Origin of the sequence: Limnohabitans lacus, from assembly GCF_030053395.1 — a bacterium.
Lineage (GTDB): Bacteria > Pseudomonadota > Gammaproteobacteria > Burkholderiales > Burkholderiaceae_C > Limnohabitans_A > Limnohabitans_A lacus.
The window spans coordinates 34,625-59,924 of sequence record NZ_JASGBH010000002.1; the positions used below are offsets into that span (position 1 = coordinate 34,625).

The 25,300-nt window shown below is 60.6% G+C and carries 20 protein-coding genes and 1 rRNA gene (1 of these 21 only partly in view); 13 read left to right on the forward strand and 8 right to left on the reverse strand.

Annotated elements, in window-relative coordinates:
- Nucleotides 1-609: ribosomal RNA gene (locus QLQ16_RS02750) — 16S ribosomal RNA — on the reverse strand (it extends 924 nt beyond the left edge of the window).
- 453 nt (nt 610-1,062) lie between these two features.
- Here QLQ16_RS02750 and QLQ16_RS02755 point away from each other — a divergent pair.
- The 7 genes from QLQ16_RS02755 to QLQ16_RS02785 are packed head-to-tail and all read left to right on the forward strand — an operon-like array spanning nt 1,063 to nt 8,603.
- Nucleotides 1,063-2,970, forward strand: coding sequence for an ATP-binding cassette domain-containing protein (locus QLQ16_RS02755; RefSeq protein ID WP_283223158.1), 1,908 nt, complete (start codon nt 1,063-1,065; stop codon nt 2,968-2,970).
- Nucleotides 2,971-2,989: 19 nt separating this feature from the next.
- Nucleotides 2,990-3,607 carry a LysE family translocator gene (locus QLQ16_RS02760; RefSeq protein WP_283223159.1) on the forward strand — a complete coding sequence of 206 codons (618 nt, stop codon included), beginning with the start codon at nt 2,990-2,992 and terminating at the stop codon, nt 3,605-3,607.
- Complete coding sequence (locus QLQ16_RS02765) at nt 3,604-4,503, forward strand: DMT family transporter (protein WP_283223160.1); 900 nt, start codon at nt 3,604-3,606, stop codon at nt 4,501-4,503. The genes QLQ16_RS02760 and QLQ16_RS02765 overlap by 4 nt, the downstream gene beginning before the upstream one ends.
- Nucleotides 4,504-4,529: 26 nt before the next feature.
- Nucleotides 4,530-5,714, forward strand: coding sequence for an aminotransferase-like domain-containing protein (locus QLQ16_RS02770; protein ID WP_283223161.1), 1,185 nt, complete (start codon nt 4,530-4,532; stop codon nt 5,712-5,714).
- Nucleotides 5,715-5,737: 23 nt separating this feature from the next.
- Nucleotides 5,738-6,664: a PhzF family phenazine biosynthesis protein gene (locus QLQ16_RS02775; protein WP_283223162.1), complete on the forward strand. Its 927-nt coding sequence runs from the start codon at nt 5,738-5,740 to the stop codon at nt 6,662-6,664.
- A 55-nt stretch (nt 6,665-6,719) separates the two neighbouring features.
- Entirely contained in the window at nt 6,720-7,394 is a 675-nt protein-coding gene (locus tag QLQ16_RS02780; RefSeq protein ID WP_283223163.1) for a histidine phosphatase family protein, read from the forward strand.
- Between the two features lie 54 nt (nt 7,395-7,448).
- Nucleotides 7,449-8,603 carry a hypothetical protein gene (locus QLQ16_RS02785; RefSeq protein ID WP_283223164.1) on the forward strand — a complete coding sequence of 385 codons (1,155 nt, stop codon included), beginning with the start codon at nt 7,449-7,451 and terminating at the stop codon, nt 8,601-8,603.
- A gap of 4 nt (nt 8,604-8,607) precedes the next feature.
- Here QLQ16_RS02785 and QLQ16_RS02790 read toward each other — a convergent pair whose 3' ends face one another.
- The gene (locus QLQ16_RS02790; RefSeq protein ID WP_283223165.1) at nt 8,608-9,435 is read right to left on the reverse strand and encodes a creatininase family protein; all 828 of its coding nucleotides are present in this window, start codon (nt 9,433-9,435) and stop codon (nt 8,608-8,610) included.
- A 155-nt stretch (nt 9,436-9,590) separates the two neighbouring features.
- On the opposite strand from QLQ16_RS02790, the gene QLQ16_RS02795 reads away from it, so the two are divergent.
- The 3 genes from QLQ16_RS02795 to priA all read left to right on the forward strand — a co-directional run bounded on the left by QLQ16_RS02795 (nt 9,591) and on the right by priA (nt 15,370).
- Complete coding sequence (locus QLQ16_RS02795) at nt 9,591-11,723, forward strand: protein-disulfide reductase DsbD family protein (protein ID WP_283223166.1); 2,133 nt, start codon at nt 9,591-9,593, stop codon at nt 11,721-11,723.
- Nucleotides 11,724-11,755: 32 nt separating this feature from the next.
- A complete protein-coding gene (gene hemE / locus QLQ16_RS02800) occupies nt 11,756-12,898 on the forward strand; it encodes a uroporphyrinogen decarboxylase (protein ID WP_283223167.1) in 1,143 nt (380 codons plus the stop codon).
- A 375-nt stretch (nt 12,899-13,273) separates the two neighbouring features.
- Nucleotides 13,274-15,370: a replication restart helicase PriA gene (priA, locus tag QLQ16_RS02805; RefSeq protein ID WP_283223168.1), complete on the forward strand. Its 2,097-nt coding sequence runs from the start codon at nt 13,274-13,276 to the stop codon at nt 15,368-15,370.
- 15 nt (nt 15,371-15,385) lie between these two features.
- Here priA and QLQ16_RS02810 read toward each other — a convergent pair whose 3' ends face one another.
- Complete coding sequence (locus tag QLQ16_RS02810; RefSeq protein ID WP_283223169.1) at nt 15,386-16,354, reverse strand: AEC family transporter; 969 nt, start codon at nt 16,352-16,354, stop codon at nt 15,386-15,388.
- Between the two features lie 89 nt (nt 16,355-16,443).
- Here QLQ16_RS02810 and QLQ16_RS02815 point away from each other — a divergent pair, with 89 nt between their 5' ends.
- A complete protein-coding gene (locus QLQ16_RS02815; RefSeq protein ID WP_283223170.1) occupies nt 16,444-18,531 on the forward strand; it encodes an ATP-dependent helicase in 2,088 nt (695 codons plus the stop codon).
- Complete coding sequence (locus QLQ16_RS02820) at nt 18,528-18,965, forward strand: hypothetical protein (protein WP_283223171.1); 438 nt, start codon at nt 18,528-18,530, stop codon at nt 18,963-18,965. Before QLQ16_RS02815 ends, QLQ16_RS02820 begins: the two co-directional genes overlap by 4 nt.
- Here QLQ16_RS02820 and QLQ16_RS02825 read toward each other — a convergent pair.
- The 5 genes from QLQ16_RS02825 to QLQ16_RS02845 all read right to left on the reverse strand — a co-directional run bounded on the left by QLQ16_RS02825 (nt 18,948) and on the right by QLQ16_RS02845 (nt 22,577).
- Nucleotides 18,948-19,982, reverse strand: coding sequence for a LacI family DNA-binding transcriptional regulator (locus tag QLQ16_RS02825; RefSeq protein ID WP_283223172.1), 1,035 nt, complete (start codon nt 19,980-19,982; stop codon nt 18,948-18,950). The genes QLQ16_RS02820 and QLQ16_RS02825 overlap by 18 nt on opposite strands.
- 114 nt (nt 19,983-20,096) lie before the next feature.
- Nucleotides 20,097-20,525, reverse strand: coding sequence for an ExbD/TolR family protein (locus QLQ16_RS02830; RefSeq protein ID WP_283223173.1), 429 nt, complete (start codon nt 20,523-20,525; stop codon nt 20,097-20,099).
- A gap of 11 nt (nt 20,526-20,536) precedes the next feature.
- Nucleotides 20,537-20,950 (reverse strand): ExbD/TolR family protein, encoded by a 414-nt coding sequence (locus tag QLQ16_RS02835; protein WP_283223174.1) that lies wholly within the window; start codon nt 20,948-20,950, stop codon nt 20,537-20,539.
- A 66-nt stretch (nt 20,951-21,016) separates the two neighbouring features.
- A complete protein-coding gene (locus tag QLQ16_RS02840; RefSeq protein ID WP_283223175.1) occupies nt 21,017-21,871 on the reverse strand; it encodes a MotA/TolQ/ExbB proton channel family protein in 855 nt (284 codons plus the stop codon).
- A gap of 64 nt (nt 21,872-21,935) precedes the next feature.
- Nucleotides 21,936-22,577 carry an energy transducer TonB gene (locus QLQ16_RS02845; protein WP_283223176.1) on the reverse strand — a complete coding sequence of 214 codons (642 nt, stop codon included), beginning with the start codon at nt 22,575-22,577 and terminating at the stop codon, nt 21,936-21,938.
- Nucleotides 22,578-22,940: 363 nt separating this feature from the next.
- Here QLQ16_RS02845 and QLQ16_RS02850 point away from each other — a divergent pair, with 363 nt between their 5' ends.
- Complete coding sequence (locus tag QLQ16_RS02850; RefSeq protein WP_283223177.1) at nt 22,941-25,226, forward strand: TonB-dependent receptor; 2,286 nt, start codon at nt 22,941-22,943, stop codon at nt 25,224-25,226.
- Nucleotides 25,227-25,300: the final 74 nt, after the last annotated feature.

Here is a 25,300-nt window from a genome sequence, read left to right on the forward strand (position 1 = left end):
CCCGGGGATTTCACCTCTGTCTTACATAACCGCCTGCGCACGCTTTACGCCCAGTAATTCCGATTAACGCTTGCACCCTACGTATTACCGCGGCTGCTGGCACGTAGTTAGCCGGTGCTTATTCTTACGGTACCGTCATGAGCCCCTAGTATTAATAGAGACCTTTTCGTTCCGTACAAAAGCAGTTTACAACCCGAGGGCCTTCATCCTGCACGCGGAATGGCTGGATCAGACTTGCGTCCATTGTCCAAAATTCCCCACTGCTGCCTCCCGTAGGAGTCTGGACCGTGTCTCAGTTCCAGTGTGGCTGGTCGTCCTCTCAGACCAGCTACAGATCGTTGGCTTGGTGAGCCTTTACCCCACCAACTACCTAATCTGATATCGGCCGCTCCAATCGCGCGAGGTCTTGCGATCCCCCGCTTTCATCCGTAGATCGTATGCGGTATTAGCGTAACTTTCGCTACGTTATCCCCCACGACTGGGCACGTTCCGATATATTACTCACCCGTTCGCCACTCGTCAGCATCCGAAGACCTGTTACCGTTCGACTTGCATGTGTAAAGCATTCCGCCAGCGTTCAATCTGAGCCAGGATCAAACTCTATAGTTCGATCTTGATTTTTTTTCAGTCTTTCGACCAACTCATAAATTGGAATCGACGTGGTCACCATCTCTGATTTCCACATCTTTTTTACTTCATGAGCGTTTGTTAGCTAATTAAAGCTAAGTTCCGAAGAACTTGGCAATCACCATCAAACGCCCACGCTTATCGGCTGTATATTTTTAAAGAACCCAGGCAACTTCTCGCCACCTGCTCTTGCCTCGCTGCGATCAGCGAAGCCTTGAATTATGACACAGTTTTCATCACTGCGTCAAGTTTTTGAAAAATTTTTCGATCCAATCGAACACTTCAAAAACCCCTTCGAAACCTTGATTCAGACCCCGTTGCAGGGAATGCGTCGTGAGCAGCGAAGCCCTCGATTATGGCACAGTTTTTTCATCACGAACAGGGTTTTTTGAAATTTCACGCAAAGTTGCGAGTGGACACCCGGATAATGGGCCGATGGCTTTACTCACACTCTTGAACGCATCACTGGCTTTTGGCCACGTTGCACTCCTGGATCACGCAGACTTTTCTCTGGAAACATCCGAACGCATAGGCCTGATTGGCCGCAACGGCACAGGCAAGTCCTCTTTATTGAAGATCCTGGGTGGCATGGAGAAACCCGACGACGGCTCCTTGCACGTTCAACAAGGCATTCGCATCGCATTTGTCGCTCAAGAGCCCATCCTGAAGCCCGAACACACCATTTTTGAGTCCGTTCGAGAGGGTTTGGCCGATGTGGTTCAGTGGATTGACGATTACACCCACAGCCGCGGGGACCTTGACACCCTGCAAGGTCAAATCGAATCCATGGACGGGTGGGGCTGGGAGCAGCGCGTGGACGAGACACTCCAGCGCCTGCAACTCGACCCCAAAGCGATTGTCCAATCTCTGTCTGGCGGCATGCGCAAGCGTGTCGCCCTGGCCCAAGCGCTGGTCACGCGCCCAGATGTTCTCTTGTTAGACGAGCCCACCAACCACTTGGACCTGAACGCCATCACTTGGCTGGAGGATCTGTTGATTGACTTCAAGGGCAGTGTGATTGCCATCACGCACGACCGCGCCTTTCTGGACCGGATTGCCACACGCATTGTGGAACTGGACCGTGGCAAATTGCGGCCCTATCCAGGCAACTATGCCCAGTACCAGCTTCAAAAAGAAGAGCAGCTCGCCCAAGAAGCCGTGATCCAGGCCAAGGCTGACAAGCTGCTGGCCCAAGAAGAAGTGTGGATCCGCAAAGGCGTGGAAGCGCGGCGCACCCGCAGCCAAAGCCGCATCAGCCGGCTGCAGAACCTGCGCAGTGAACGCGCCGCACGCCGAGAGAAGGTAGGCAACGTGAAGATGGAAGTGGCCTCCGGCGTGCCCAGCGGCAAGCTGGTGGCTGAACTGACCGAGGTCAGCAAAAGCTTCACCCAGCCCGACGGCTCCGTGCGCACCATCATTCAAAACTTCACCGGGACCTTGCTGCGCGGCGACAAGATCGGTCTGCTGGGTCCCAACGGCGCTGGGAAAACCACCTTACTCAAACTCATCTTGGGCGAACTCGAAGCCGACAGCGGCGAGGTGCGACGCGGCACCAAGCTCGAAGTCGCCTACTTTGACCAGATGCGCGACGCGCTGGACCTGGACGCCACGCTGGAAGACTTCATCAGCCCCGGCAGCGAATGGATCGAGATCGGCAACAAGCGCCAGCACGTCAAGAGCTATCTGGGCGACTTCCTGTTCTCGCCTGCGCGGGCCACATCGCCTGTGCGGTCCTTGTCGGGTGGCGAGCGCAACCGGCTGCTGCTGGCCCGCTTGTTTGCGCGTCCAGCCAATGTCTTGGTGCTGGACGAACCGACCAACGACCTGGACATCGAAACCTTGGAGCTGCTTGAAGAGCTGCTGCAAACCTATGAAGGCACCGTGTTCTTGGTCAGCCACGACCGCGCCTTCATGGACAACGTGGTCACCGGCATCATCGCCTGCGAAAGCGCACCCAACCAACCGGGCTTTTGGCGTGAATATGAAGGCTCGGTGCAAGACTGGCTGACCCAATCACAGCGCGCACAAGCCATCGCTGCGCAGGCCGCGCAAAAGCAAGCGGCGGCCACGCCGGCGCCAGCCGTGGCTGCTGCTGTTGCCGCACCTGCGCCAGCTGCGGCAGTGCGCAAGCTCAGCTACAAAGAGCAGCGCGAACTGGACAGCCTGCCTGCACTGATTGAATCGCTGGAAAAAGAACAGGCCGATGCCCGCGCCCAATTGGCCGACGGCAGCATCTACCAACGGGACGCGGGATTGGCCCAGCAATTGTTCAAGCGCGATGCCGACATCGACGACTTGCTGATGAACGCACTGGAGCGCTGGGAAATCCTGAGCGCACGATGAACCGGAACCCCTCCAACACATGACTTCTGCCGAACTCAGTGCGCTGCTGGTGCTGGCCACCGTGAGCAGCTTCACGCCTGGACCCAACACGGCCTTGTCGACTGCCATGGCCGCGAACCACGGCTTGCGCGGGGCCATGCGTTTTGTCTGTGCGGTGCCCGTGGGTTGGGGCCTATTGTTCAGCTTGTGCGCCACGGGCTTGGGCGGTTTGGTCGTCGCCTTCCCGCCCATGCGCTGGGCCATCGTGTTGCTGGGCACCAGCTATTTGCTGTGGTTGGCCACCCGCCTTTGGCAAACCGGCAGCTTGACGGCTGCAGACCATGCCAAATTGAACGTGGGCTTCATCCAAGGCGTGGGCCTGCAGTTTGTCAACATCAAGGCCTGGATGCTGGCCTTGGCCATGGTCGGCGGCTGGGTCGCTGGGCGAGACGATGCCACGGACCGTGCGCTCACTTTGTTGCCCATCATGGTGGCCTATGGCTTTTTCAGCAACCTCAGCTACGCCCTGGCAGGCGCTTTGCTGCGGCACTGGCTGGCGCAAGGTCGCCGTTTGCTGATGTTCAACCGCTGCATGGCCACGGCCTTGGTGGGCACAGCCCTGTGGATTTTGCAAGGCATATGGAAGGCTGGCGCATGACAGCCGAAAACAAAGGCTTGTGGCTGGGCTTGCTGGGTGTCTTCATCTTTGCCCTGACACTGCCCATGACCCGCTTGGCCACGGGCACCAGCGATGCACCCCAGTTGTCGCCTTGGTTTGTCACTTGGGGGCGGGCAGCGCTGGCCGGTGTCTTGTCAGCTGCGTATTTGTATTTCTCTCGGGCACGTTTGCCCCAAGCGCAAGAGCGAGGCCCCTTGGTCTTGTCACTGATCGGCAACGTGGTGGGCTACCCGCTGCTGCTGGGCTGGGCGCTGCGCCACGTGAGCGCCAGCCATGCGGCGGTCATCACCGCCTTGCTGCCCTTGGCCACTGCCGCCGCAGCCGCATGGCTCATGCACCAGCGCGCTCGCTTAGGGTTTTGGGTTTTTGCAGGCTTGGGCAGTGCCCTGGTGGCGGTGTACAGCCTGCTGCGTGCGCACCAAGCGGGGCACGGTTTTGGGCTCAGCTGGGCCGACGGCTTGCTGATCGGCGCGGTGGTCGCCGCTTCGCTGGGCTATGTGGCCGGTGCCAAAATCACACCCAGCCTGGGCTCCGAAAAAGTCATCAGCTGGGTGTGTGTGATGGCTTTGCCCATCACCTTGCCTGGCACTTGGTTGACATGGCCTTCCCAAGCAATTGCGGCATCATCGTGGCTGGCCCTGCTGTATGTGGGGGTGTTTTCCATGTGGGCAGGCTTTTTCGCCTGGTTTCGCGGTCTGTCATTGGGCGGACCCTTGCGGGTCAGCCAAACCCAATTGCTGCAACCTTTCATCAGCATCTTGGCCGCCGTGCCAATGCTGGGAGAATCGCTGGATGCCATGACCTTGGGCTTTGCCGCGCTGGTCGTGATGACGGTTTTCATGGGACGCCGCATGGCCACCCCTACAAGCAAGTAAAAAATTCGATTTCAAGGACCTCTGACATGAACTGGACCCTGGCCCAACGCGCCCAAAAAATGAACCCTTCGGTGATCCGCGAGATCCTCAAAGTCACTGAACAGCCAGGCATCATCAGTTTTGCAGGTGGTCTGCCCTCCCCGCTGACCTTCCCGATCGAGGCCATGCGCGAAGCCAGCGAACGCGTGCTCAAAGACGATGGCAAAGCCGCCTTGCAATACGCGGCCAGCGAAGGCTATGCACCTTTGCGCGAATGGGTGGCGCAAGACCTGCTCAAGCAAGGCATGAACGTGAGCCCCGACCAGGTGCTGATCACCACGGGCAGCCAACAAGGCCTGGACTTGGTGGCCAAGATCCTGATCGACGCGGGCAGCCGCATCTTGGTCGAGACCCCCACGTACTTGGGCGCCTTGCAAGCGTTCACGCCCATGGAGCCTGTGGCCGTGAGCGTGGGCAGCGACGAACACGGCGTGAACGCCGAAGACCTGCGCGCCAAAGTCGGCAGCGGTGCCGACAAAGCCCGCTTTGTGTACCTCTTGCCCAACTTCCAAAACCCCACAGGCCGCACCATGCCTGAAGAACGACGCGCCGCCGTGGCCCAGGTCGCGATCGACACCGGCTTGCCGATCATCGAAGACAACCCCTACGGCGATCTGTGGTTTGACCAAGCCCCAGCACCCTCGCTGAGTTCGCGCCACCCCGAAGGCAGCGTGTACCTGGGCTCGTTTTCCAAAATCCTGGCCCCCGGCTTGCGCTTGGGTTACCTGGTCGCGCCCAAGGCGCTGTACCCCAAACTGCTGCAGGCCAAGCAAGCGGCTGACCTGCACACCCCCAGCTTCAACCAGCGCGTGGTCGCCGAAGTGCTCAAAGACGGTTTCATCGATCGCCATGTGCCCACCATCCGCGCCTTGTACAAGCAGCAATGCGAAGCCATGCTGGCCGCGCTCGACCGCGAAATGGCTGGCCTGGGCCTGAGCTGGAACCGCCCCGTGGGCGGCATGTTCCTGTGGGTGCAGCTGCCCAAAGGCATGAACGCCGTGGCTTTGCTCGACAAAGCGGTCAAAAAAGGCGTGGCCTTCGTGCCCGGCTTGGCGTTCTACGCCCAAGACCCGAGCGAAAGCACCCTGCGCCTGTCCTTTGTGACAGCCACCGTGGACCAGATCAACACCGGCATGGCCGCACTGGCCCAAGCCATCCGCGAATCGCTCTGAGCCACGGCGCTCGGGAGTTACCGATGAAAGTCCGCGCCTTCCAACAGGTCGACGTCTTCACCGACACCGCCTTCAGGGGCAACCCCTTGGCCGTGGTGCTGGACGGCTCGGGGCTGAGCGACACCCAGATGCAAGCCTTTGCGGGCTGGACACAACTGAGCGAAACCACTTTTGTGCTGCCGCCCACGCCTGAGGGCGCCGCTGACGGGGCCGACTACCGCGTGCGCATCTTCACGCCTGGCATGGAGCTGCCCTTTGCGGGCCACCCCACGCTGGGCACCGCCCATGCTTGGCTGAATGCCGGTGGGCAGCCTCGGCAAAACGGCCAGCTGGTGCAGGAATGCGGCGTGGGCCTGGTGACGCTGAAATCGCTCGAAGGCCGTTGGGCTTTTGCCGCCCCCCCTTTGCAGCGTGAGACGCCCGATGCGGACCTGCTGGCCGACGTCTTGGCGGCGCTGGGCCTGCAGGCCGACGAAGTGTTGGCCGCACAGAACCTGAACAATGGGCCGCATTGGCTGGGCTTATGCCTGGCCGATGTCGAGACCGTCTTGGCCTTGCAGCCCGACCATGCCGCACTCAAACGCCTGAACACCAAAGTCGGGGTGGCCGCACGCAGGGCTGCGCCTGCAACGGGCCTGATCCGCCGCGCCAACCGCGAGGCCCGCGCCTTTGCACAAGAGCGCTCCAGTTTGGCTCAAGACCCGACCGATTTGGAAGTGCGCGCTTTTGCGGCGCCTGTCGGCATCGCCGAAGACCCCGTCACCGGCAGCCTCAATGCCTCGCTGGCGCAATGGTTGATGGCCGAAGGCCACATGCCCAACGCCTACAGCGCACGGCAAGGCACAGCGCTGGGCCGCGCCGGACAAGTCTTTTTGTCGCGTGATGCGCAAGGTCAAGTTTGGGTCGGCGGCGATGTGATCGGCTGCATCAGCGGCCAGGTCATGCTGTAGGCCCAATCACCCCAGCGACAGGGCCGCACCCAGCGACTGCGCACAATCGCAGCGCATGGGAACACTCTATTTGGTCCGCCACGGACAAGCCTCATTCGGGGCCGATGATTACGATCAACTCAGCCCGCTGGGACACCAACAAGCCCTGCGCTTGGGCCAATACCTGCAAGCCAAACTGCAGGTCCAGCCGGTGGAGGCGGTGCTGATGGGCAGCCTCAAACGCCACCGCCAAACCTGGGAAGGCATTGCCCAAGGGGCAGGCCTGACGCACACCCCCGAGGTCTGGCCTGGCCTGAACGAGTACGACAGCCACGCGTTGATCGAAGCCATCCATCCCGAGCCTCTGGCCAAACCCGACACCCCGGAGCTGTACCGCCACCACTTTCGGCTGCTGCGCGACGCCCTGCAAGCTTGGATGGCCGGACGCACACAACCGCGCGGCATGCCCAGCTACAAAGACTTTGTCGGCGGCATCGAAGCGGCACTGGACCATGTGCGGCAAAACCATTCGGGGGACGTGATGATCGTCTCCAGCGGCGGCCCCATTTCAACCGCTGTCGGTCAGGTCCTGGGCGCACCCGCTGAAACCACGATCGAGCTGAACCTGCGCATCCGCAACACGGCGCTGACCGAGTTTGTCTTCAACCCCAAGCGCCACATGCTGCTGACCTACAACACCTTGCCCCATCTGGACTCGGACGCGCACCGCGATTGGGTCACTTACGCCTGAAACATCTCGTAATTCCCTAGAAAAACCCCCACACTTTGTAGGCAAAATGCCTGCATGAATGCGTATGCCGCACATGCGGCACTTGAGTTGCGAGAGGGTGGCATCCAACTGCCCTGCGAGCCCGGAACCGATGCCCCGACACAGCGGCAATTGGCTCAGTGGCTTGCGAGCTACCAACTCGAAAACATCGCGCAAACCTTCATCGTTCCCACCGCTCAGGGCCTGCAATGCGCATTGAGCCTGCGCCAAGAACAGCAAGCGGCCTGGATGCCCCAGCACAACACCTTGTCGCTGCACCAACACCTCGCGCACGAAGGCCTGTCCAGCGATGTGATGGCCCTGGAGCGCGAAATCGTGGTGGCCTTGCTGGGTTCGCCGCTGCGTTTCAGTTTTGCCAGTTTGGAGGCTTTGCGCTCGCATGTCCGTGTGCGCCGCCACATGACGCTGGCCGCACGCAAGACAGCGCTGGCCTTCAAAACCGAAGCGGCCGAGCGCCCCGAAGACCTCTGGCAATACGACGAAGAAAGCGGCTTCACCCTCAAGCCTGGGTGCTGCCTGATCGATGCCTTGATCGCAGCCACGCAGCCCGAAGCCACCGGCAAGCTTTACGACTTTTCTTGTTACCGTGCGACCGAATATGTGATCTTGCTGGGCATTGCTCAAGAGCTGCGAGCGCACCACCCTGACATGCTGGCCCAATTGCAGGCCATCAACGAGGTCCACGCCATCCGCTCGGGGCAGTTCCACGACGTGTACCTGGTCGAATACGGCAGCATGGCCCAGCCCCTGCCCGCGCGCTACTACGTGCCGGGTGACCGCCTGTGGTTTCGCAACCCCGACGAGCGCTCATCGGATGTGATGGGCTACGAAGGCTCCTGGGTGATTTATCTGGGCGGCGGCTTCTTCAGCAACTTCTGGAAACGCGACCAGCCCTTCACCCTCGAGTCCAAAGCCATCGAGATTTACCATTGGCGCGATGGCGTCCACACCGACGCACAAGGCCAATTGCAAATGGATGAAAGCGTGGTCGAGCAACGCGTGGCGCAGACCCTGGCCGACCCGCAAGCGTTGCAACAGGTGCTCAGCCGCATGCTGCGCATGCGAGATGCCAAAGGCGTGTATGACGAAGGCGGCTGCCTGGACACCACGCGCGAATGTCCACGCAGCGTCAGCCGCGACCACTGCGAACTGGTCTTGCCCAGCTTCTGAAGCTTCAGGCCGTGTGCGAGCGCAAGGTGTCGGCCGGCAAGCGATCGATTTCGACCAGCAACTGGGCCAAAGCGCGACCAGAGGCGTCCAGCAAGGCTTCGCCTTTTTCAGCGGTGGCCGCGGCCGCATTGCCTGCAGCCCCCTGCGCGTTGTAGTCCTGCATTTGCCAGCCCAGCTTGGCACTGCGGCCATTGCCCAAGATCTCAAAACGCTCGGCGCGGTCTTGTGAAGTGGACCGAAAATCTTGCGCCGCCACCATGCGCACCAAGCCGGGTTTCAAGGCCCGCATCATGGACGTTTCCACATCGCCGGCATGCACGCCAAAGCGGTGTTCTTGGGGGGTGAACAAGGCGTTCACGTCTTGGCCTTGGTCATCGCGCAAGGGCAGGTTGAACCAGCTCACGCTGTACACCAGCATGTCCAGGCGGGCGCGTAAATCACGCGCCACCAGATCCATCACGCTGACCTGCCCGCCGTGGGCGTTGAACAGCACCAGCTTGCGCACACCGCTGGCAGCCACCGATTCGCCAATGTCGGTCCACAAACGGACGATGGTTTCGGACTTGAGCGTCAAGGTGCCTGCAAAGCGGGCGTGTTCGGGACTGAAGCCCACCGTTTGCGTGGGCAAAAACAAGACCGGCAAATCGGCTGGCAAATGCGGCAAGCTGGCCGACACCACCCCTTGGACCAAATCGGTGTCAACCGACAAAGGCAGATGCGGACCGTGCTGCTCGGTCGCGGCCACGGGCAAGACGGCGATGGTGCGGTCCAGCGCCAACTCGGCAAAGTCGGTGGTCGTCAGGTCGGCCCAAAAACGGTGAGGGGTATGCATGCCCGCATCTTAATGGAGCGGGGCACCTCGGTGTACAGTGCCACTTTCCAAGCAAGGCCCTCGTCCAGAGGGCGCCAGACCGCCTGATGTTGAACCCGATGCTTTTCTTGACTGCTCTGCGCCACGCCTGCACGCGCACAAGTGCCACCTGTGCCATGGCACTTTTGTGCCTTCTGCCACTGAACAGCCAAGCCCAGGTGCTGAGCGCCACCGTCAAAACCGACCAAGTCCGTGCCGATTTACTGGCCCATGCGCCGCAAGGCATTCAAGCCGGGCAAAGCTTCTGGCTGGGCCTGCAAATCCAGCACCAGCCGCATTGGCACACTTACTGGCAAAACCCCGGCGACTCGGGCCTGCCCACACGCTTGCAGTGGAAATTGCCGGCGGGCCTGCAAGTGGGCGAGATCGCCTGGCCTCTGCCCAAGAAAATCCCCATCGGAACCCTGGCCAACTACGGCTACGAAGGCACGGTGCTGCTGCCAGTGGCCGTCACAGTAGGCCCCGATTTCAAAGTGCCCGTGGTGGGCCCGGTGAAAATCCAGCTGCAGGCCGAATGGCTGGTCTGCCGTCAAGAGTGCATCCCGCAAGAAGGCCAGTTTGAGCTGAGCCTGCCGGTGCAAAGCGCCACGGCCCTGCACAGCGGCCTGTTTGACGCCGCCCATAAGCAAACCCCCCAAGCCCTTCCAGGCGCACACCCGGTCAGCCTCTCGGCCGATGGCCGCAGCCTGTCGCTCCAAATTGACCAGCTGCCCCCCGCTTGGCGTGGCCAAACCTTGAGCCTGTTCCCCGTCACACCCCATGTGGTGAACAACGCGGCCGTGCAGGGCAAAACCTGGACGCAAAACTGGCAGGGCGATCGGTGGACAGCGCAAGTGCCCGTCTCGGACGAGCGCAGCGAAAGCCCCAGCGCTTTGTCGTGGGTCATCGCCCAAGGCCCGGAGACCTCGCCCAAAGCACCCGCTTTGGAAGTGACCAGCCCCGTCCAAGGCCCATGGCCCGCTTTGGCGCCTGCGGCGGCCGTGTCGCCAGCGCTGGCCAAAGCGCTGCAAGACAACGCCCAAACCACGGCGCCCAGCGGCACAGGCAGTCTGGCTCTGGCTTTGTTGGGCGCCTTCATCGGTGGTTTGCTGCTCAACCTCATGCCTTGTGTATTCCCGGTGCTGGCCATCAAGGTGCTGGGCTTTGCCCAGCCAGGCCAGAGCCGCTCCGAGCACCGCGCTGCGGGCTTGGCCTACACCGCCGGTGTGGTGTTGTCGCTGGTCTTGCTGGGGGCGGCCTTGTTGACGCTGCGCAGTGCCGGCGAGCAATTGGGCTGGGGCTTTCAATTGCAGACCCCGGCCGTGGTCGCGGCACTGGCGGTGCTCTTCACCTTGCTGGGTCTGAACCTGGCCGGTTTGTTTGAGTTCGGCCAGATGGTGCCCAGCCGCTTGGCGGGTTGGCAAAGCCGTCACCACACGGTCAACGCAGCGCTGTCCGGCGTCTTGGCGGTGGCGATCGCTTCACCTTGCACCGCGCCCTTCATGGGGGCATCGCTGGGCTTGGCCATTGCCTTGCCGGCGTGGCAAGCCCTGAGCGTCTTTGCGGCCATGGGCGTGGGCATGGCATTGCCGTATCTGGCAGCCAGCCTTTGGCCAGCGGTGGCCCGCGCCTTGCCCAGGCCCGGGGCTTGGATGGTGGTTTTCCGTCAGGCCATGGCTTTTCCGATGTTCGCCACCGTGATTTGGCTGCTGTGGGTGCTGGGCCAGCAAACCGGCATCGACGGGGCCAGCAGCCTGCTGGCGGTGCTGCTGTGCGTGGCCTTTACTGCTTGGGCTTGGGGCCTGCAAAACCGCGCCCGAGGAGTGCTGAGCGCACTGGCCCTGGCCACCTTGGCCTGGCTTTGTGCGGGTGTGCTGCCCGCCGCGCTGCGCGAAACGCCGGGCCCACAAGCGGTCAGCAGCGAGGCCCAGCCCCGCTGGCCAGCCTGGTCCGAAGCCCGTGTGCAGTCCGAACTGGCCGCTGGTCGCCCCGTGTTTGTGGACTTCACCGCCGCGTGGTGCGTGACCTGCCAGTACAACAAGAAAACCACCTTGTCCGATGCGGCCTTGCTGGCCGACTTTGACGCCCGCAAAGTCACGCTTTTGCGGGCCGATTGGACGCGGCGCGACGCGGCCATCACCCAAACCTTGGCCGCTTTGGGCCGCAACGGCGTGCCGGTCTACGCCCTGTATGTGCCGGGCAAAGCACCGATCATCTTGTCGGAATTGCCCTCGGTGGCCGAAGTGCAAACGGCACTGCGGGGGCTCTGAACCCAGCCCCAAGCACCTGCGACAATCGGGGGATGAGCACAAGTTCCGCATCCCCCTCGAATTCTTCGTTTGCGCCCCTGGCCAACGACACCTTTTTGCGCGCCTGCCTGCGCCAGGCCACCGACCACACGCCCATCTGGCTGATGCGCCAAGCCGGTCGCTACTTGCCCGAGTACTGCGCCACCCGCGCCAAGGCCGGCAGCTTCATGGGCCTGGCCACCAATGTGGATTACGCCACCGAAGTGACCTTGCAGCCTTTGGAGCGCTACGCTTTTGACGCGGCGATTTTGTTCAGCGACATCCTCACCGTGCCCGACGCCATGGGCCTGGGTCTGTCGTTTGCACAAGGTGAAGGCCCGCGCTTTGCCAAAAACGTGCGCGACGAAGCCGCCGTGGCCGCGCTGGCCGTGCCCGACATGAACAAGCTGCGCTACGTGTTCGATGCGGTGACTTCGATCCGCAAAGCGCTCAATGGCCGTGTGCCCTTGATCGGTTTTTCAGGCAGCCCCTGGACGCTGGCTTGCTACATGGTCGAAGGTGCGGGCTCGGACGACTACCGCCAGGTCAAAAGCCTGATGTACAGCCGCCCTGACTTGATGCACCGCATTTTGGAGATCAACGCCGATGCCGTGGCCCTGTACCTGAACACCCAGATCGAAGCGGGCGCGCAAGCGGCCATGATCTTCGACAGCTGGGGCGGCGTGCTGGCCGATGGCGCGTTCCAAGAATTCAGCCTGGCCTACACCGCACGCGTGCTGAGCCAGCTCAAGACCGAGCACAACGGCCAACGCATCCCCAGCATCGTCTTCACCAAAGGCGGGGGGCTGTGGCTGCCCGAGATGGCGGGTCTCAACTGCGACGTGCTGGGCCTGGACTGGACCATGAACCTGGGCCGTGCGCGTGCTTTGGTGGGCGGTCAGGTGGGTGGCCCGGGCAAAGCCTTGCAAGGCAACATCGACCCGAACGTGCTCTTCGCGCCTCCCGAGCAGATCGCCAAGGAAGCTTGCCGCGTGCTCGACAGCTTTGGCCAGCCGCACACCGACACCACACAAACCGGGCCCACACACATCTTCAATTTGGGCCACGGCATCAGCCAGTTCACCTCGCCTGAACATGTGGCGGCCTTGGTGGAAGCGGTGCACCAGCACTCACGGCAATTGCGCACCGTTTCGTGACGATCGTTAGCATAAAAAAGCAGTTTTCAAAAGTTGTTTTATGAAAAATAAACAACTTCCTGCGCTTGACTTATGCACAAAAGTTCAGATTGCACTGCAACAAAAGCTGGTGCCCTGAATGGCTATACACCGCCGACAGAACTTTTCTAAGTCGTTGATTTAAAAGGGATTTAATTTCTGCACATTGGATGGGCAATTTAAGGAAACCCTTGATTTTCAAGGCTTCTGAGCATGCCATGGACTGTTTTCCACAAAGTTATCCACAGTTTTTTGGGATGACTTTCAAAGCACTTCAAAATCAATGACTTAGAGACGATTTGAAGAATTTTGATAACCTTCAAATCTATCAACACCGACAGAATTACCGAGAAAAATGTGAGCACCCACCCATGGATTGATGTGGCCGTCCAAACCCCCGCTCACAGCCAGATCGGGGGCTTGTTGAGCTACCGTTGCCCGTTTGCGGTGACACCCGGCCAATTGGTGCGGGTGCCGCTGGGCAAGCGCGAGGTGTTGGGGGTGGTGTGGGCGGTTTCTGACGCGGCCCCAGCCGACATGCCCGCCTCGGCCGTGCGCGATGCCACCGGCTTGCTGGAAGGCCTGCCGCCTTTGGATGCAGCCTGGCGCCAATTGGTGCAGTTCTCGGCGCAGTACTACCAACGCTCCCTGGGCGAGGTGGCCCTGTCGGCCCTGCCGCCCCAGTTGCGCGACCTGAGTTCGGAGCAACTGGCGCGTCGCCTCAAAAAGCAAACCCAAGCCGCCGCCATCGAGGTCCAGGCGGGCCCAGCCCTGTCTGAAGAGCAACAAACCGTTTTGGCGCAAATGCAGGCCAACCCCGGTCCATTTTTGCTGTTTGGCAGCACCGGCAGCGGCAAGACCGAGGTTTACCTGCAAGCGGTTGAACGCGTGCTGCAAGCCGACCCGCAAGCCCAAGCCTTGCTCATGGTGCCCGAAATCAACCTGACCCCCCAGCTTGAAGCGCGGGTGCAGGCCCGCTTTGGCGTGGATGCAGTGGTGTCCATGCACAGCGGCATGACGCCTGCACAACGCCTGAAAGGCTGGCTGTCTGCCCACGCGGGCCATGCCCGCATCGTGCTGGGCACGCGCATGGCCATTTTCGCGTCCATGCCGCATCTCAAGCTCATCGTGGTCGACGAAGAACACGACCCCAGCTACAAGCAACAAGAAGGCGCACGCTATTCGGCCCGCGACTTGGCCGTTTACCGAGGTCGCTTGCAAAACGCGCAGGTGCTCTTGGCCTCGGCCACGCCCTCGCTGGAAAGCTGGCACCTGAGCCGCCCGGCAGATGAGGGTGGCCGCTATTTGCGGCTGCACATGCCCTCGCGCATCGGTACTGGCCTGCTGCCCAAGGTGCGCCGGGTGGACATGAACCACCAGGCCAAAAAAGCCGTGTTGTCCGCGCCCCTGCTGGCCGCCCTGCAAGAACGTGTGGAGCGCGGCGAGCAATGCATGTTGCTGCTCAACCGGCGCGGCTATGCGCCGGTGCTGCACTGTGCCGACTGCGGCTGGAAAAGCGAATGCAAGCACTGCAGCGCCTTTCGCGTGTTCCACAAAATCGACCGCACGCTGCGCTGCCACCACTGTGGCCTGACCGAGCGCGTACCCCGCGCCTGCCCCGAATGCGGCAACGCCGACATCGCGCCCATTGGCCGCGGCACCGAGCAACTCGAGGAGCACTTGGGCGAATTGCTGGCGCATGTGTTGCGCCCCGACGGCAGCCCGATCCGCATCGCCCGCATCGATGCCGACACCACCCGACTGAAGGGTGCGCTGGAGAGCCAGCTGGCCTCGGTGCACTCAGGCGAAGTGGACATCTTGGTCGGCACCCAGATGATCGCCAAGGGCCATGATTTCAGGCGCATCACGCTGGTGGCTGCGGTCAACCCCGACACGGCCTTGTTTTCCAGCGACTTTCGCGCACCCGAGCGCTTGTTTGCCCTGCTGATGCAAGCGGCAGGCCGGGCCGGGCGCGAAGCCAGCCAAAGCGCCACCAGCGAAATGTGGGTGCAAACCTTTCACCCCACGCACCCGCTGTTTGAGGCGCTCAAAAAACACGACTACCCGGCCTTTGCCGCCAGCGAACTGGCCGAGCGCACCGCCGCCGACCTGCCGCCCATCAGCCACCAAGCCCTGCTGCGGGCCGATGCCCGCAGCCAAGACGTGGCGCAAGGCTTGCTGAATGCCGCAAGGGAAACCTTGGAAGCGCAATTGAGCGCCGACCCCGCCACCGCAGACCTGGTGCTGCAGGTCAGCGTCTACCCCGCTGTGCCCATGAGCATGCAGCGCGTGGCCGATGTCGAACGTGCCCAGATGCTGCTGGAAAGCCCCTCACGCATGGCCCTGCAAAAAATGCTGTGGCACCTGCACGGGGTCTTGCACCAACTGCGCAGCCAGCCTGAGCACAAGGGCGTGATCCGCTGGCTGGTGGATGTGGACCCGCAAGCGATTTGACGCGCCAGGTGACGCTCAAGGCTTGAGCAAAGCCACCGCGCCCGAGAAAGTCAAGAAAGCCACTGCCGTGGTGACCAAGATGATGCGGGCGATGCGCCCGTTGTCGGCGCCCAGGCGCTCGGCCAGCAGCGACACATTGCTGGCACTGGGCAAAGCGGCCACCAACACCATCACCATCCAGGTGAATCGGTCGATCTTGGCACCCCACTGCACCGCCACCGCCGTGACCAAGAGCACCAGCACCGGGTGCACCAACAACTTGATCACTGCCACCGGCAAATAGTCGCCCAAGCGCAGCGGGCCGTGCGGCCGCTCATGCGCCAGCATGCGCGAGCGGGCCAACACCGCGCCAATGGTGAACAGCGCCACCGGCGAGGCCGCATCGCCCAGCAGACCCACGGTTTTGGCCACTGGACCGATCAACTCCAAATTCCAATACGAAAACGCAGCGCCCAAAGAAATCGCCCACGGCATGGGGTTGCGCACCACACCGGCCAAGGCCTTGCGGGCCGCCACCGCAGCGCCGTGCTCGCCTGCCGCGTCCATGCGCGAGAGCGCCACGCACAGCGAGGTGGTGATCACCATGTCCACCACGATGGTCACGATGGCCGGGCCGGCCGCAGCCGAACCCAACAAGGCCACCAAGAGCGGCACGCCCATGAAACCGGTGTTGGGGAAGGCCGCAACCAAGGCGCCCAAAGAGGCATCGCTCCAGCGAATGCGGGCGTTCAGGCTGATGGCGATGCTGAACGCCACCATGACCAAGGCGCAAAACAAATAGGTGAAGAACACCCCAGCATTGAGCAGCTGCGCAATCGGCGTGCCGGCCCCAAAGCGAAACAACATGCAGGGCAGGGCAAAAAACAGCACAAAACCGTTCAGCCCCGGGATGGCTTCGAGCGGCAGCAAGCCTTTGCGTGCGGCCAGATAACCGCAAAGGACCAATGCAAAAAACGGAAACGTGACGCGCAGGACTTCAAGCATGGGTCTATTGTCGCTCCCGCAGGGTTGTAAGCCGGTCGCAGGGCCGACAGTCCCCGCTATGATCGAACGCTTTGCTTGGAAGCCCCTGGATGTCCGCCGGTCTGAATCTTGCCCAACTCGAAGCCGTGAACTATGTTCAAGGCCCCTGCCTGGTGTTGGCGGGCGCAGGCTCGGGCAAAACACGGGTCATCACGCACAAGATCGGCCGCCTGATCGATGTGGGCCTGGAGCCCAAGCGGATTGCGGCCATCACCTTCACCAACAAGGCCGCCGCCGAGATGCGCGAGCGCGCCAAAGACCTGATTGGCAAGGCCGCCAAAGATGTGACGGTCTGCACCTTCCACGCCCTGGGCGTGCGCATCATGCGCGAAGACGGCCATGTGCTGGGTCTTAAGCCCCAGTTCAGCATCATGGACGCAGACGATGTGACCAGCATCCTCAAAGACTGCGGCGGCACCACCGATGCGGCCACGGCCCGCCAATGGCAATGGACCATCAGCCTGTGGAAGAACATGGGCCTGAACGCCGAGCAAGCTGCAGCACAAGCACCCGACGACAACGCCCGCGTGATCGCACGCATCATGGGCCTGTACGAAGAGCGGCTCTCGGCTTACCAAAGCGTGGACTTCGACGACCTGATCGGCATGCCCCTGAAATTGTTGGCCGACTACCCCGAGGTGCGCGAGCGCTGGCAAGCCAAGATGGGCCATGTGCTGGTGGACGAATACCAAGACACCAACGCCACCCAGTACGAGGTGCTCAAGCACCTGGTGGGCGAGCGTGGTCGCTTCACCGCCGTGGGCGACGACGACCAGTCGATCTACGGCTGGCGCGGCGCCACGCTGGACAACCTCAAGCGCCTGCCACAAGACTTTCCGAATTTGAAAGTCATCAAGCTGGAGCAAAACTACCGCTCCACCAGCGCCATCTTGCGGGCCGCCAACAACGTGATCCAGCCCAACCCCAAGCTGTTTCCTAAAACGCTGTTTTCGGAATTGGGCGAGGGCGAGCCGGTGCGTGTGGTCGATGCGGTGAACGAAGAGCACGAGGCCGACCGGGCCATTGCCCGCATCCAGTCGATCCGTGGCGGCCAGGTCAACCCGTCCAAGCACCGCGAATTCAAGGACTTTGCGATCTTGTACCGTGCCAACCACATGGCCCGGCCGTTTGAGCAAGCCCTGCGCCGCGCCAACATCCCCTACAAGGTCTCGGGCGGGCAGAGCTTTTTTGACAAGACCGAAATCAAGGACTTGTGCGCCTGGTTTCGCCTGTGGATCAACAACGACGATGACCCGGCGTTTTTGCGTGCCATCACCAGCCCCAAACGCGGCATCGGCCACCAGACGCTGGGGCAGCTGGGCACCTTTGCCACGCAATACAAGCTGAGCCTGTTTGAAGCGCTGTTTGCAGGCAGCTTGCCCAGCGCGGTGAACACCCGCGCCGTGGACGGTCTGCACGAATTTGGCCGCTACATCAACGACCTGGAGCACCGCGCCCGCCACACCCTGGGCAAGGAAGCGGCGCTGGCCTTTTTGCTGGAGTGGCTCAAAGAAATCGGCTATGAGCAGCACCTGTACGACGGCGAAGACAACGAGAAAGTGGCCTCTGCCCGCTGGACCAATGTGCTGGAGTTTTGCGACTGGATGGCCGGGCGCTGCGGCGGCGAAATCGAAGACGCCACCGGGACCGACGCTTCCGAGTCCAAAAGCCTGTTGGAGGTGGCGCAGACCATCTCTTTGATTTCGACTTTGAGCGAACGCGAGAAAGACCAGAACGTGGTCACGCTGTCCACCTTGCACGCCTCCAAAGGCCTGGAGTGGCCCCACGTGGTGCTGGTGGGCGTGAACGAGGGGCTGCTGCCCTTCAAGCTGGGTGACGACGACGAGCACTCTGGCCGCAGCGATGGCCCCATGAGCGAAGGCATCTTGCAACGCCTGCAAGAAGAGCGCCGCCTGATGTATGTGGGCATCACCCGCGCCCAGCGCAGCCTGGCCGTGAGCTGGACCAAGCGCCGCAAAAAAGGCCGCGACATGGTGGCCGCCCTGCCCAGCCGCTTCATCGCCGAAATGAAGCTCGATGAAAACACCATCAAAGAAGACCCCCGCGAAAAACTCAGGGCCTTGCGCGCCGAGTTTGCCAAGCGGGCCGCAGATTCCGCCGCCGAAGCCAAACCATGAACGTCCTTCGCAACACTTTGAATGGGCTTGCCCTGCTGTGCATCGCAGGCCTGAGCGCTTGCGCCAACCCAGTCACCCTGGCCACTGCGACCGGTTGCGCCAAACAAGAAATCACGGCCGAACACCTGGTCGGCTCCTGGCGCGTGAGCCTGTCAGGTCAAGCTGGCACTTGGACGCTGGTGCTGCGCCCGCACCCTGAGCACGAGGGCAGTTTGCGCGGCGCCTTGATGCAAATCCCGCAGCACTACGCGGTGGCCGCCGACCTGGAGGATGGCGAATTCACCATGGAGGAATCGCACGACGGCCAACGCATCGCGGCAACTTGGCTGGGCAAAGTGCAGGCGGGCAGCTGCGCCCAAGTCATCACCGGTACGCGCCAAGAAGGCGCTGGGGCTGAGCAGCGCTTTGAGATGCGCTCAGAGCGCCTTCGTTGATTCGCGCACGACCAAGGTCGTGGGCAGCAAATCGGATTCTGGCTTTTCGCCGGCCATGATGCGCAGCAAGCAGTCCACCAGATGGGCGCCGGCCAAGTCCAATGGCTGGCGCACCGTGGTCAAAGGCGGAAAACTGTGGGCCGCTGGCTCCACATCGTCGTAGCCCACCACGCTCACATCGTCGGGAATGCTGTAACCCCGCTCGCGCAACACGCCCAGGGCGCTGATGGCGATCAAATCACTGGCGGCCACGATGGCGTCAAAGTTCAAACCGTGACGGTCAAGGTGCACGCGCAAGGCCTCTTGCGCGCCCAATGGAGCAAAAGACGATGGGATGTAGAGCGCAGGGTCGGTTTTCAAACCGGCTTTGCGCAAAGCCTTTTGGTAACCTGAATAACGTTTTTCAGGTTCGGGCAAAGACTTCTCGCCCATGAAGGCGATGCGCTTGCGGCCCAAGCCCAGCAGGTGTTCGGTGGCCAGCTGACCGCCGCTGGCGTTGTCGCCACCCACGCTGCAATACAGCTGGTTGGGCAACTGCGCGCCCCAGGCCACAAAGGGCAAGCGCTGGCGTGCCAATTCGTTGAGCTGGTCGTGGTGGCCCCACTGACCGATCACGATGATGCCGCCGACACGGCCCGAGTCGTACAAAGCAGAAATCCGCTCAAGGTGATCGGCATCGACGCGCGAAAGCAGCATGTCGTACTGGCGATCCGTCAGGGCATCGGCCAGGCTACCGAGCATGCCCAAGAAGAACGGGTCTGAAATGCTTTGACGGCTGGCTGGGTAATACGGGATCACCACACCGATGGTGGTGTTGTCGCCCTTGCGCAGGTTTTGTGCGCCCAGATTGATGGTGTAGTTGAGTGAACGTGCCAGCTCGATGATGCGCAAACGCGTTTCTTCGTTGATCAACGCACTGCCATTGAGGGCGCGTGAAACTGTTGCGGTGGATACCCCTGCCAGACGGGCAATGTCCGCCATTTGTATCTTGCGCTTTTCAGGTTCTGCCTTGGCCATTCACATGTCTCTCTGTTCAAGCGATGTTAATTCAAAAAAACGCCCCCACCCGTGAGGGAGGGGGCACAAGGTTTCCTTGGAAGAAACGTACTCAACAACTTGTCGGGATCGGGCTCAGTTCACAAACTGCTCAGAGCCCACGATCCCCAGTTTGGTCAGGCCAATGCGCTGGGCACTGGCCATCACGGCCGCAGCCGCTTCGTATTTCGCCTTCGCGTGCGAGCGAATGTGCAGCTCTGGCTGCGGCTGCATCGCTGCCGCTTCCCTCAGCTTGGCCTCCATGTCGGCGCGGCTGCCCACGGGCTTGCCGTTCCAGTTGATCACGCTGCCCGCATCCACATCGATCTTGATCACCACCGGATCGGCCTTTTTGGCCGCGTTGGTGGGCAGCGGCATGTCCAAATTCACCGAATGCAGCTGCGCCGGGATCGTGATGATCAGCATGATCAAGAGCACCAACATCACGTCAATCAGCGGCGTGGTGTTCATGTCGATCATGACTTCCGGCTCGTCGCTGGAACTCGTTCCTACGTTCATTCCCATGCTCTGCTCCTTCAGTTGCTGGGCTCGGTGATGAAGCCGACTTTGGTGATGCCTGCGCGTTGCACCGCGTACATCACGCGGCCCACCGACTCGAAATCACTCTTGCCGTCGCCCCGGATCTGCACCTCCGGCTGAGGTTTCATCACCGAGAATTTCTTCATGCGCTCGAGCAAGTCCGTGCTGTTCTTGACCTTGGTGTCGTACAGGTAAATACCGCCTGCACGGTCCACCGAGATGATCACGTTTTCGGGCTTGGTCTCGCGCACCACGTTCTTTTCTTTCGGCAAGTCCACCTTGATGGAGGTGGTCACCACGGGGATCGTGATCAAAAAGATGATCAAGAGCACCAGCATCACGTCCACCAGGGGCGTGGTGTTGATGGTGCCGATGATCTCGTCATCGGCTTCGCCTACGTTCATGGCCATGTTGGCTCCTCCTGTGATCGCTTGGGCGGCGCTGCCACCGCTCAAGCGAAGGGAATGCGAAGGGGTTTACTTCTTGGCCGAGCCGAGCAGCACAGCGTGCAGGTCAGAGCCAAAGGCGTTGACTTGTTCCATCACGGCCTTGTTGCGGCGCACCAGGTAGTTGTAACCCAGCACTGCAGGCACGGCCACAGCCAAGCCGATGGCGGTCATGATCAGGGCTTCACCCACGGGGCCTGCGACCTTGTCGATCGAGGCTTGGCCGGACATGCCGATCTTGACCAGCGCGTGGTAGATGCCCCACACGGTACCGAACAGACCCACGAACGGTGCAGTAGAGCCCACCGTGGCCAGCACAGCCAGACCGTCTTGCATGCGGCTTTGCACGTTGCCAATGGCACGCTGGATGCTCATGGTCACCCACTCGTTGAAGTCGACCGCACCCAGCAAACCGGTGTGCTTGGAAGCGCCTTCCAGGCCTTTTTCTGCGATGAAGCGGAAAGCGGAGCCTTCTTCGAGCGTGTCTTTGCCCTGGGCCACGGTGCTGGCGCTCCAGAAAGACTCTTGCGCAGCTTTGGCTTGCTTGTTCAGTTTGGCCTGCTCAGCGAACTTGGTGAAGATCACGTACCAAGAGCCCATGCTCATGAGCACCAAGATCAGCAAGGTGCCTTTGGCCACGGCATCGCCTTGGGCCCACAGGGCGGACAGGCCGTAGGGGTTCTCTTCTTCGGCGGCTGCAGCAGCTGGGGCAGGCGCTGCGGGTGCGGCCACAGGTGCAGAGGCCACTTCAGCTGGGGCAGGCGCTGCTGCAGCTGCGGGGGCAGGTGCTGCTTCTTTGGGTTTGGCCGCCAGCACGTTACCGGCAGACAGGAGACCGGCCAACAGGCCAGCGCAGACGATGAGGGTTTTGAATGGTTTGAACATGATGAGGTTCTCCTCTGGGTTCTTTAAAAACGTTTGACTGTGACTGTGGATCTGTGCGACCGGATCATTCCAGGCGCCAGGTGTATTTCATGGTGGCCCAGCCTTGCTCAGGCTTGCCGTCCACGGTGGCGGGCTTGAAGGCGCAGCGCGACAAACCGGCGCGGGCCGCTTCGTCCAGGCGCTTGTAGCCCGAAGACTTCTCGACCTCGGCTTGCACCACCTTGCCATCGGCTCCCACCAGGAAGCGCAGGCTGACGGTGCCCTCTTCTTCCAAGCGACGCGAGGCGCTGGGGTACTCGGGTTTTTCGCAGTTGGCCGAGTTGACCACGGCGGCTGTGCGCACAGGCTCTGCTTTGACCACTGGCGGCGCTGGCGGCGCAGGTGGTGCCACCGGCTGGGGCGTGGCCGACACGGCGGCAATGGCATTGGCAGCTGGCGCTGCGTTGGTCACGGGGACATCCACAGGCGGCACATAGGCCGGAGGGGGCGGCAAGTTCTTGGGTGGTGGTGGCGGAGGCGGCGGTGGGATATCGGGTTTTGCATCTTCGAGCAAAACGGCCTCCACAGGACCTTGGATCTTTTTGACAAACGCGCGGGCCAAGCCCGAGCTGATGGCCCAAAAAAGCAAAAGGTGCAACACCACCACCAGCCCCAGCCCGATCAGGTGCTTGGTCGGCTTGCGTTGCCGGCTGGCGTAATCGTCCATTGTTTCTTTTCTCCTTGTTTCGAGTTTCGCTCAATGCAATCGTTTGCATGATACCTGTGTTTGTTCTTTTTCAACACCTAGGGAAAACACTAGGCCTTGAATTTCGGATGTTTCGCGATGGCCTGTTGCTGATCATACACACTAGGGAAAGTCCTAGTTTTTGACGATTTCTCGAGTGAAAAGACACCCCTCACACATCGCCAAAACGTCTTCGATTAAAAATCTTTGATTGCAATCGTTTTCATAGATTTGCAAAATACGTTACATCCAAGGTGCGATCACGTCCCGTGACGCTGATGGATCATCATCTGCAACAATCCTTTCATGGTTTTGCAATCGTTTCAATGTTTTGGAGACCCTTCTATGAAGAAGCAAAAATTCGCCACTCCTACCAAAGTGGCAGCCGCCGCTGCTCTGGCAGCATTCCAGTTGAGCGTGGCTTACGCTCAATCAAGCAACGACGCCCTCAAGCTCGATGAGGTTGTGGTGACCGGTACAGCCACTGGCGCAAGCAAGATGAAGCAATCGAGCTCCATATCTACCGTCGGCGCTGAGCAAGTGTTGCAAAGCCAACCCACCAACGCTTCCGACATCTTGCGTTCGATCCCCGGTATTCGTGCAGAGTCCAGCGGTGGTGGTGGTAATGCCAACGTGACCGTTCGTGGTTTGCCCATCTCTGCTGGCGGCTCACGCTACGTGCAATTCCAAGAAGATGGCCTGCCGGTCATGCTGTTTGGCGATGTGGCTTTTTCCACACCCGATATGTTCTTGCGTGCCGACAACAGCCTTGAGCGCTTGGAAGTTGTTCGCGGCGGCTCTGCCTCCACACTGGCCACCAATGCACCTGGCGGCATCATCAACTTCATCAGCAAGACCGGTGACGAGCCCGGCGGTAGCATTGGCGTCACAACAGGCCTGACTTACGACCATAAGCGCCTCGATTTTGACTACAGTGGCAAATTGGGTGAGAAGACTCGCTTCTTTATCGGTGGCTACACACACAGCGGCGAAGGCCCTCGCAACGCCACAGGCAACAGTAACCAAGGTGGCCAAATCAAGGGCAACATCACACAAGAATTGGACAACGGTTTTGTGCGTTTGAACTTCAAATCGCTGGACGACCAAAGCCCCTTGTTCATGCCTGTTCCCGTCAAAATCGCCAACGGCAAAGTGAGCGAACTTCCCGGCATTGACCCACGTGTTGCAAGCATGTACTCGCCTTATTGGGTCAAGGATTACACGCTGACGAAGAACAACACCATGGTGGGCACTGATGTCAACGATGGTCTGCGCGTCAAACAAAATTCGTTTGGCATCGAGGCAGAGTTGAAACTTGCCGATGGTTGGAAGTTGAGCGAAAAATTCCGCCACTCCGCAATGACCGGTCGTTTTGTCGGCTTGTTCCCTGCCAATGACGTGACTGCAGCTCCTGTTGGCACCATTTACGCAACTGGCCCTAAAGCCGGGCAAGCCTACACAGGCAACGCATTCACCAACACCGTGTTCAACACGTCCATGGACGACATGGGCAGCACAACAAACGACTTCAAGTTGAGCAAATCATTTGCTCAGGCTGATGGCGCAAAGTTGAACACCACCTTCGGTTTGTTCATGAATGTGCAAAAAGTGGGCCTGACTTGGAACTTCAACCAGTACCTGATGCAGGCCACGGACAAAAACCCAGCCTTGCTGTCCAATAGCACCACCAACAGCTATGGTGCAACGGCACTGGGCACCTCGGTGTGGGGTGGTTGCTGCACACGCGCGATTGACGCCACTTACAACACAACATCACCCTACGCTGTGATCGGCTGGGAAAAGGGCGCTTGGAGTTTGGACGGTAGCATCCGCCATGACAACCAAGTTGCTACCGGTTCATACACCCAAGCTGTTGATAACAAATTCAACCCAGGCGACGCCAAAGCCATTAACTACAAGAAGAGTCACAACTCCTACTCTTTCGGTGCCAACTACCAGCTGAACAAAGACATGGCTGTGTTCGCCCGCATCAGCGAAGGCGTCGCGTTCAATGCAGACCGCATCATGTTCGGATCTGCTGCAGTGCCCATGGCTGGCGGCGCAGGCGTTGTCCCGATCAACACTGTCCAGCAGTATGAGGGCGGCGTGAAGATGCGCAATGGCAACTTGAGCACTTTTGTGACCTTGTTCCAAGCCAAGACCGATGAGAGCAACTTTGATGCAACCACCCAGAAAAGCACAGCCAACAAGTACGATGCCAAAGGTATTGAACTGGAAGCTGGCTACAAGATGGGTGCATTCCGCATCAATGGCGGCGTGACACTGACCGATGCAAAAATCGTCAGCAGCGGCCTGACACCTAATCGTCAAGCGAAAGTTGTTTATCAGTTGAGCCCCACATACACTTCCGGCGCTTACACCGTGGGCGCTGCAATCGTGGGTTCAAGCAGTGCAAAAGACGCTCAAGGCACTGCATACGAGGCCACTTTGCCCGCTTACACCGTTGTCAATGCATTCGCCAACTATGCCATCAGCAAAGATCTGACAGCATCCTTTGGTGTTTACAACTTGACCAACACCATTGGTTACACCGAAATCAACGATGGTCGCATGGCCGCTCGCTCGATCAACGGTCGCTCTGCCAAGGCTGGTTTGAAGTACAGCTTCTAAAGCATAGCGAGGCAGCGTTGCTGCCTTTTTTTACCCATCAAGATCGCCTTCGGGCGATCTTTTTTTGCATTGTC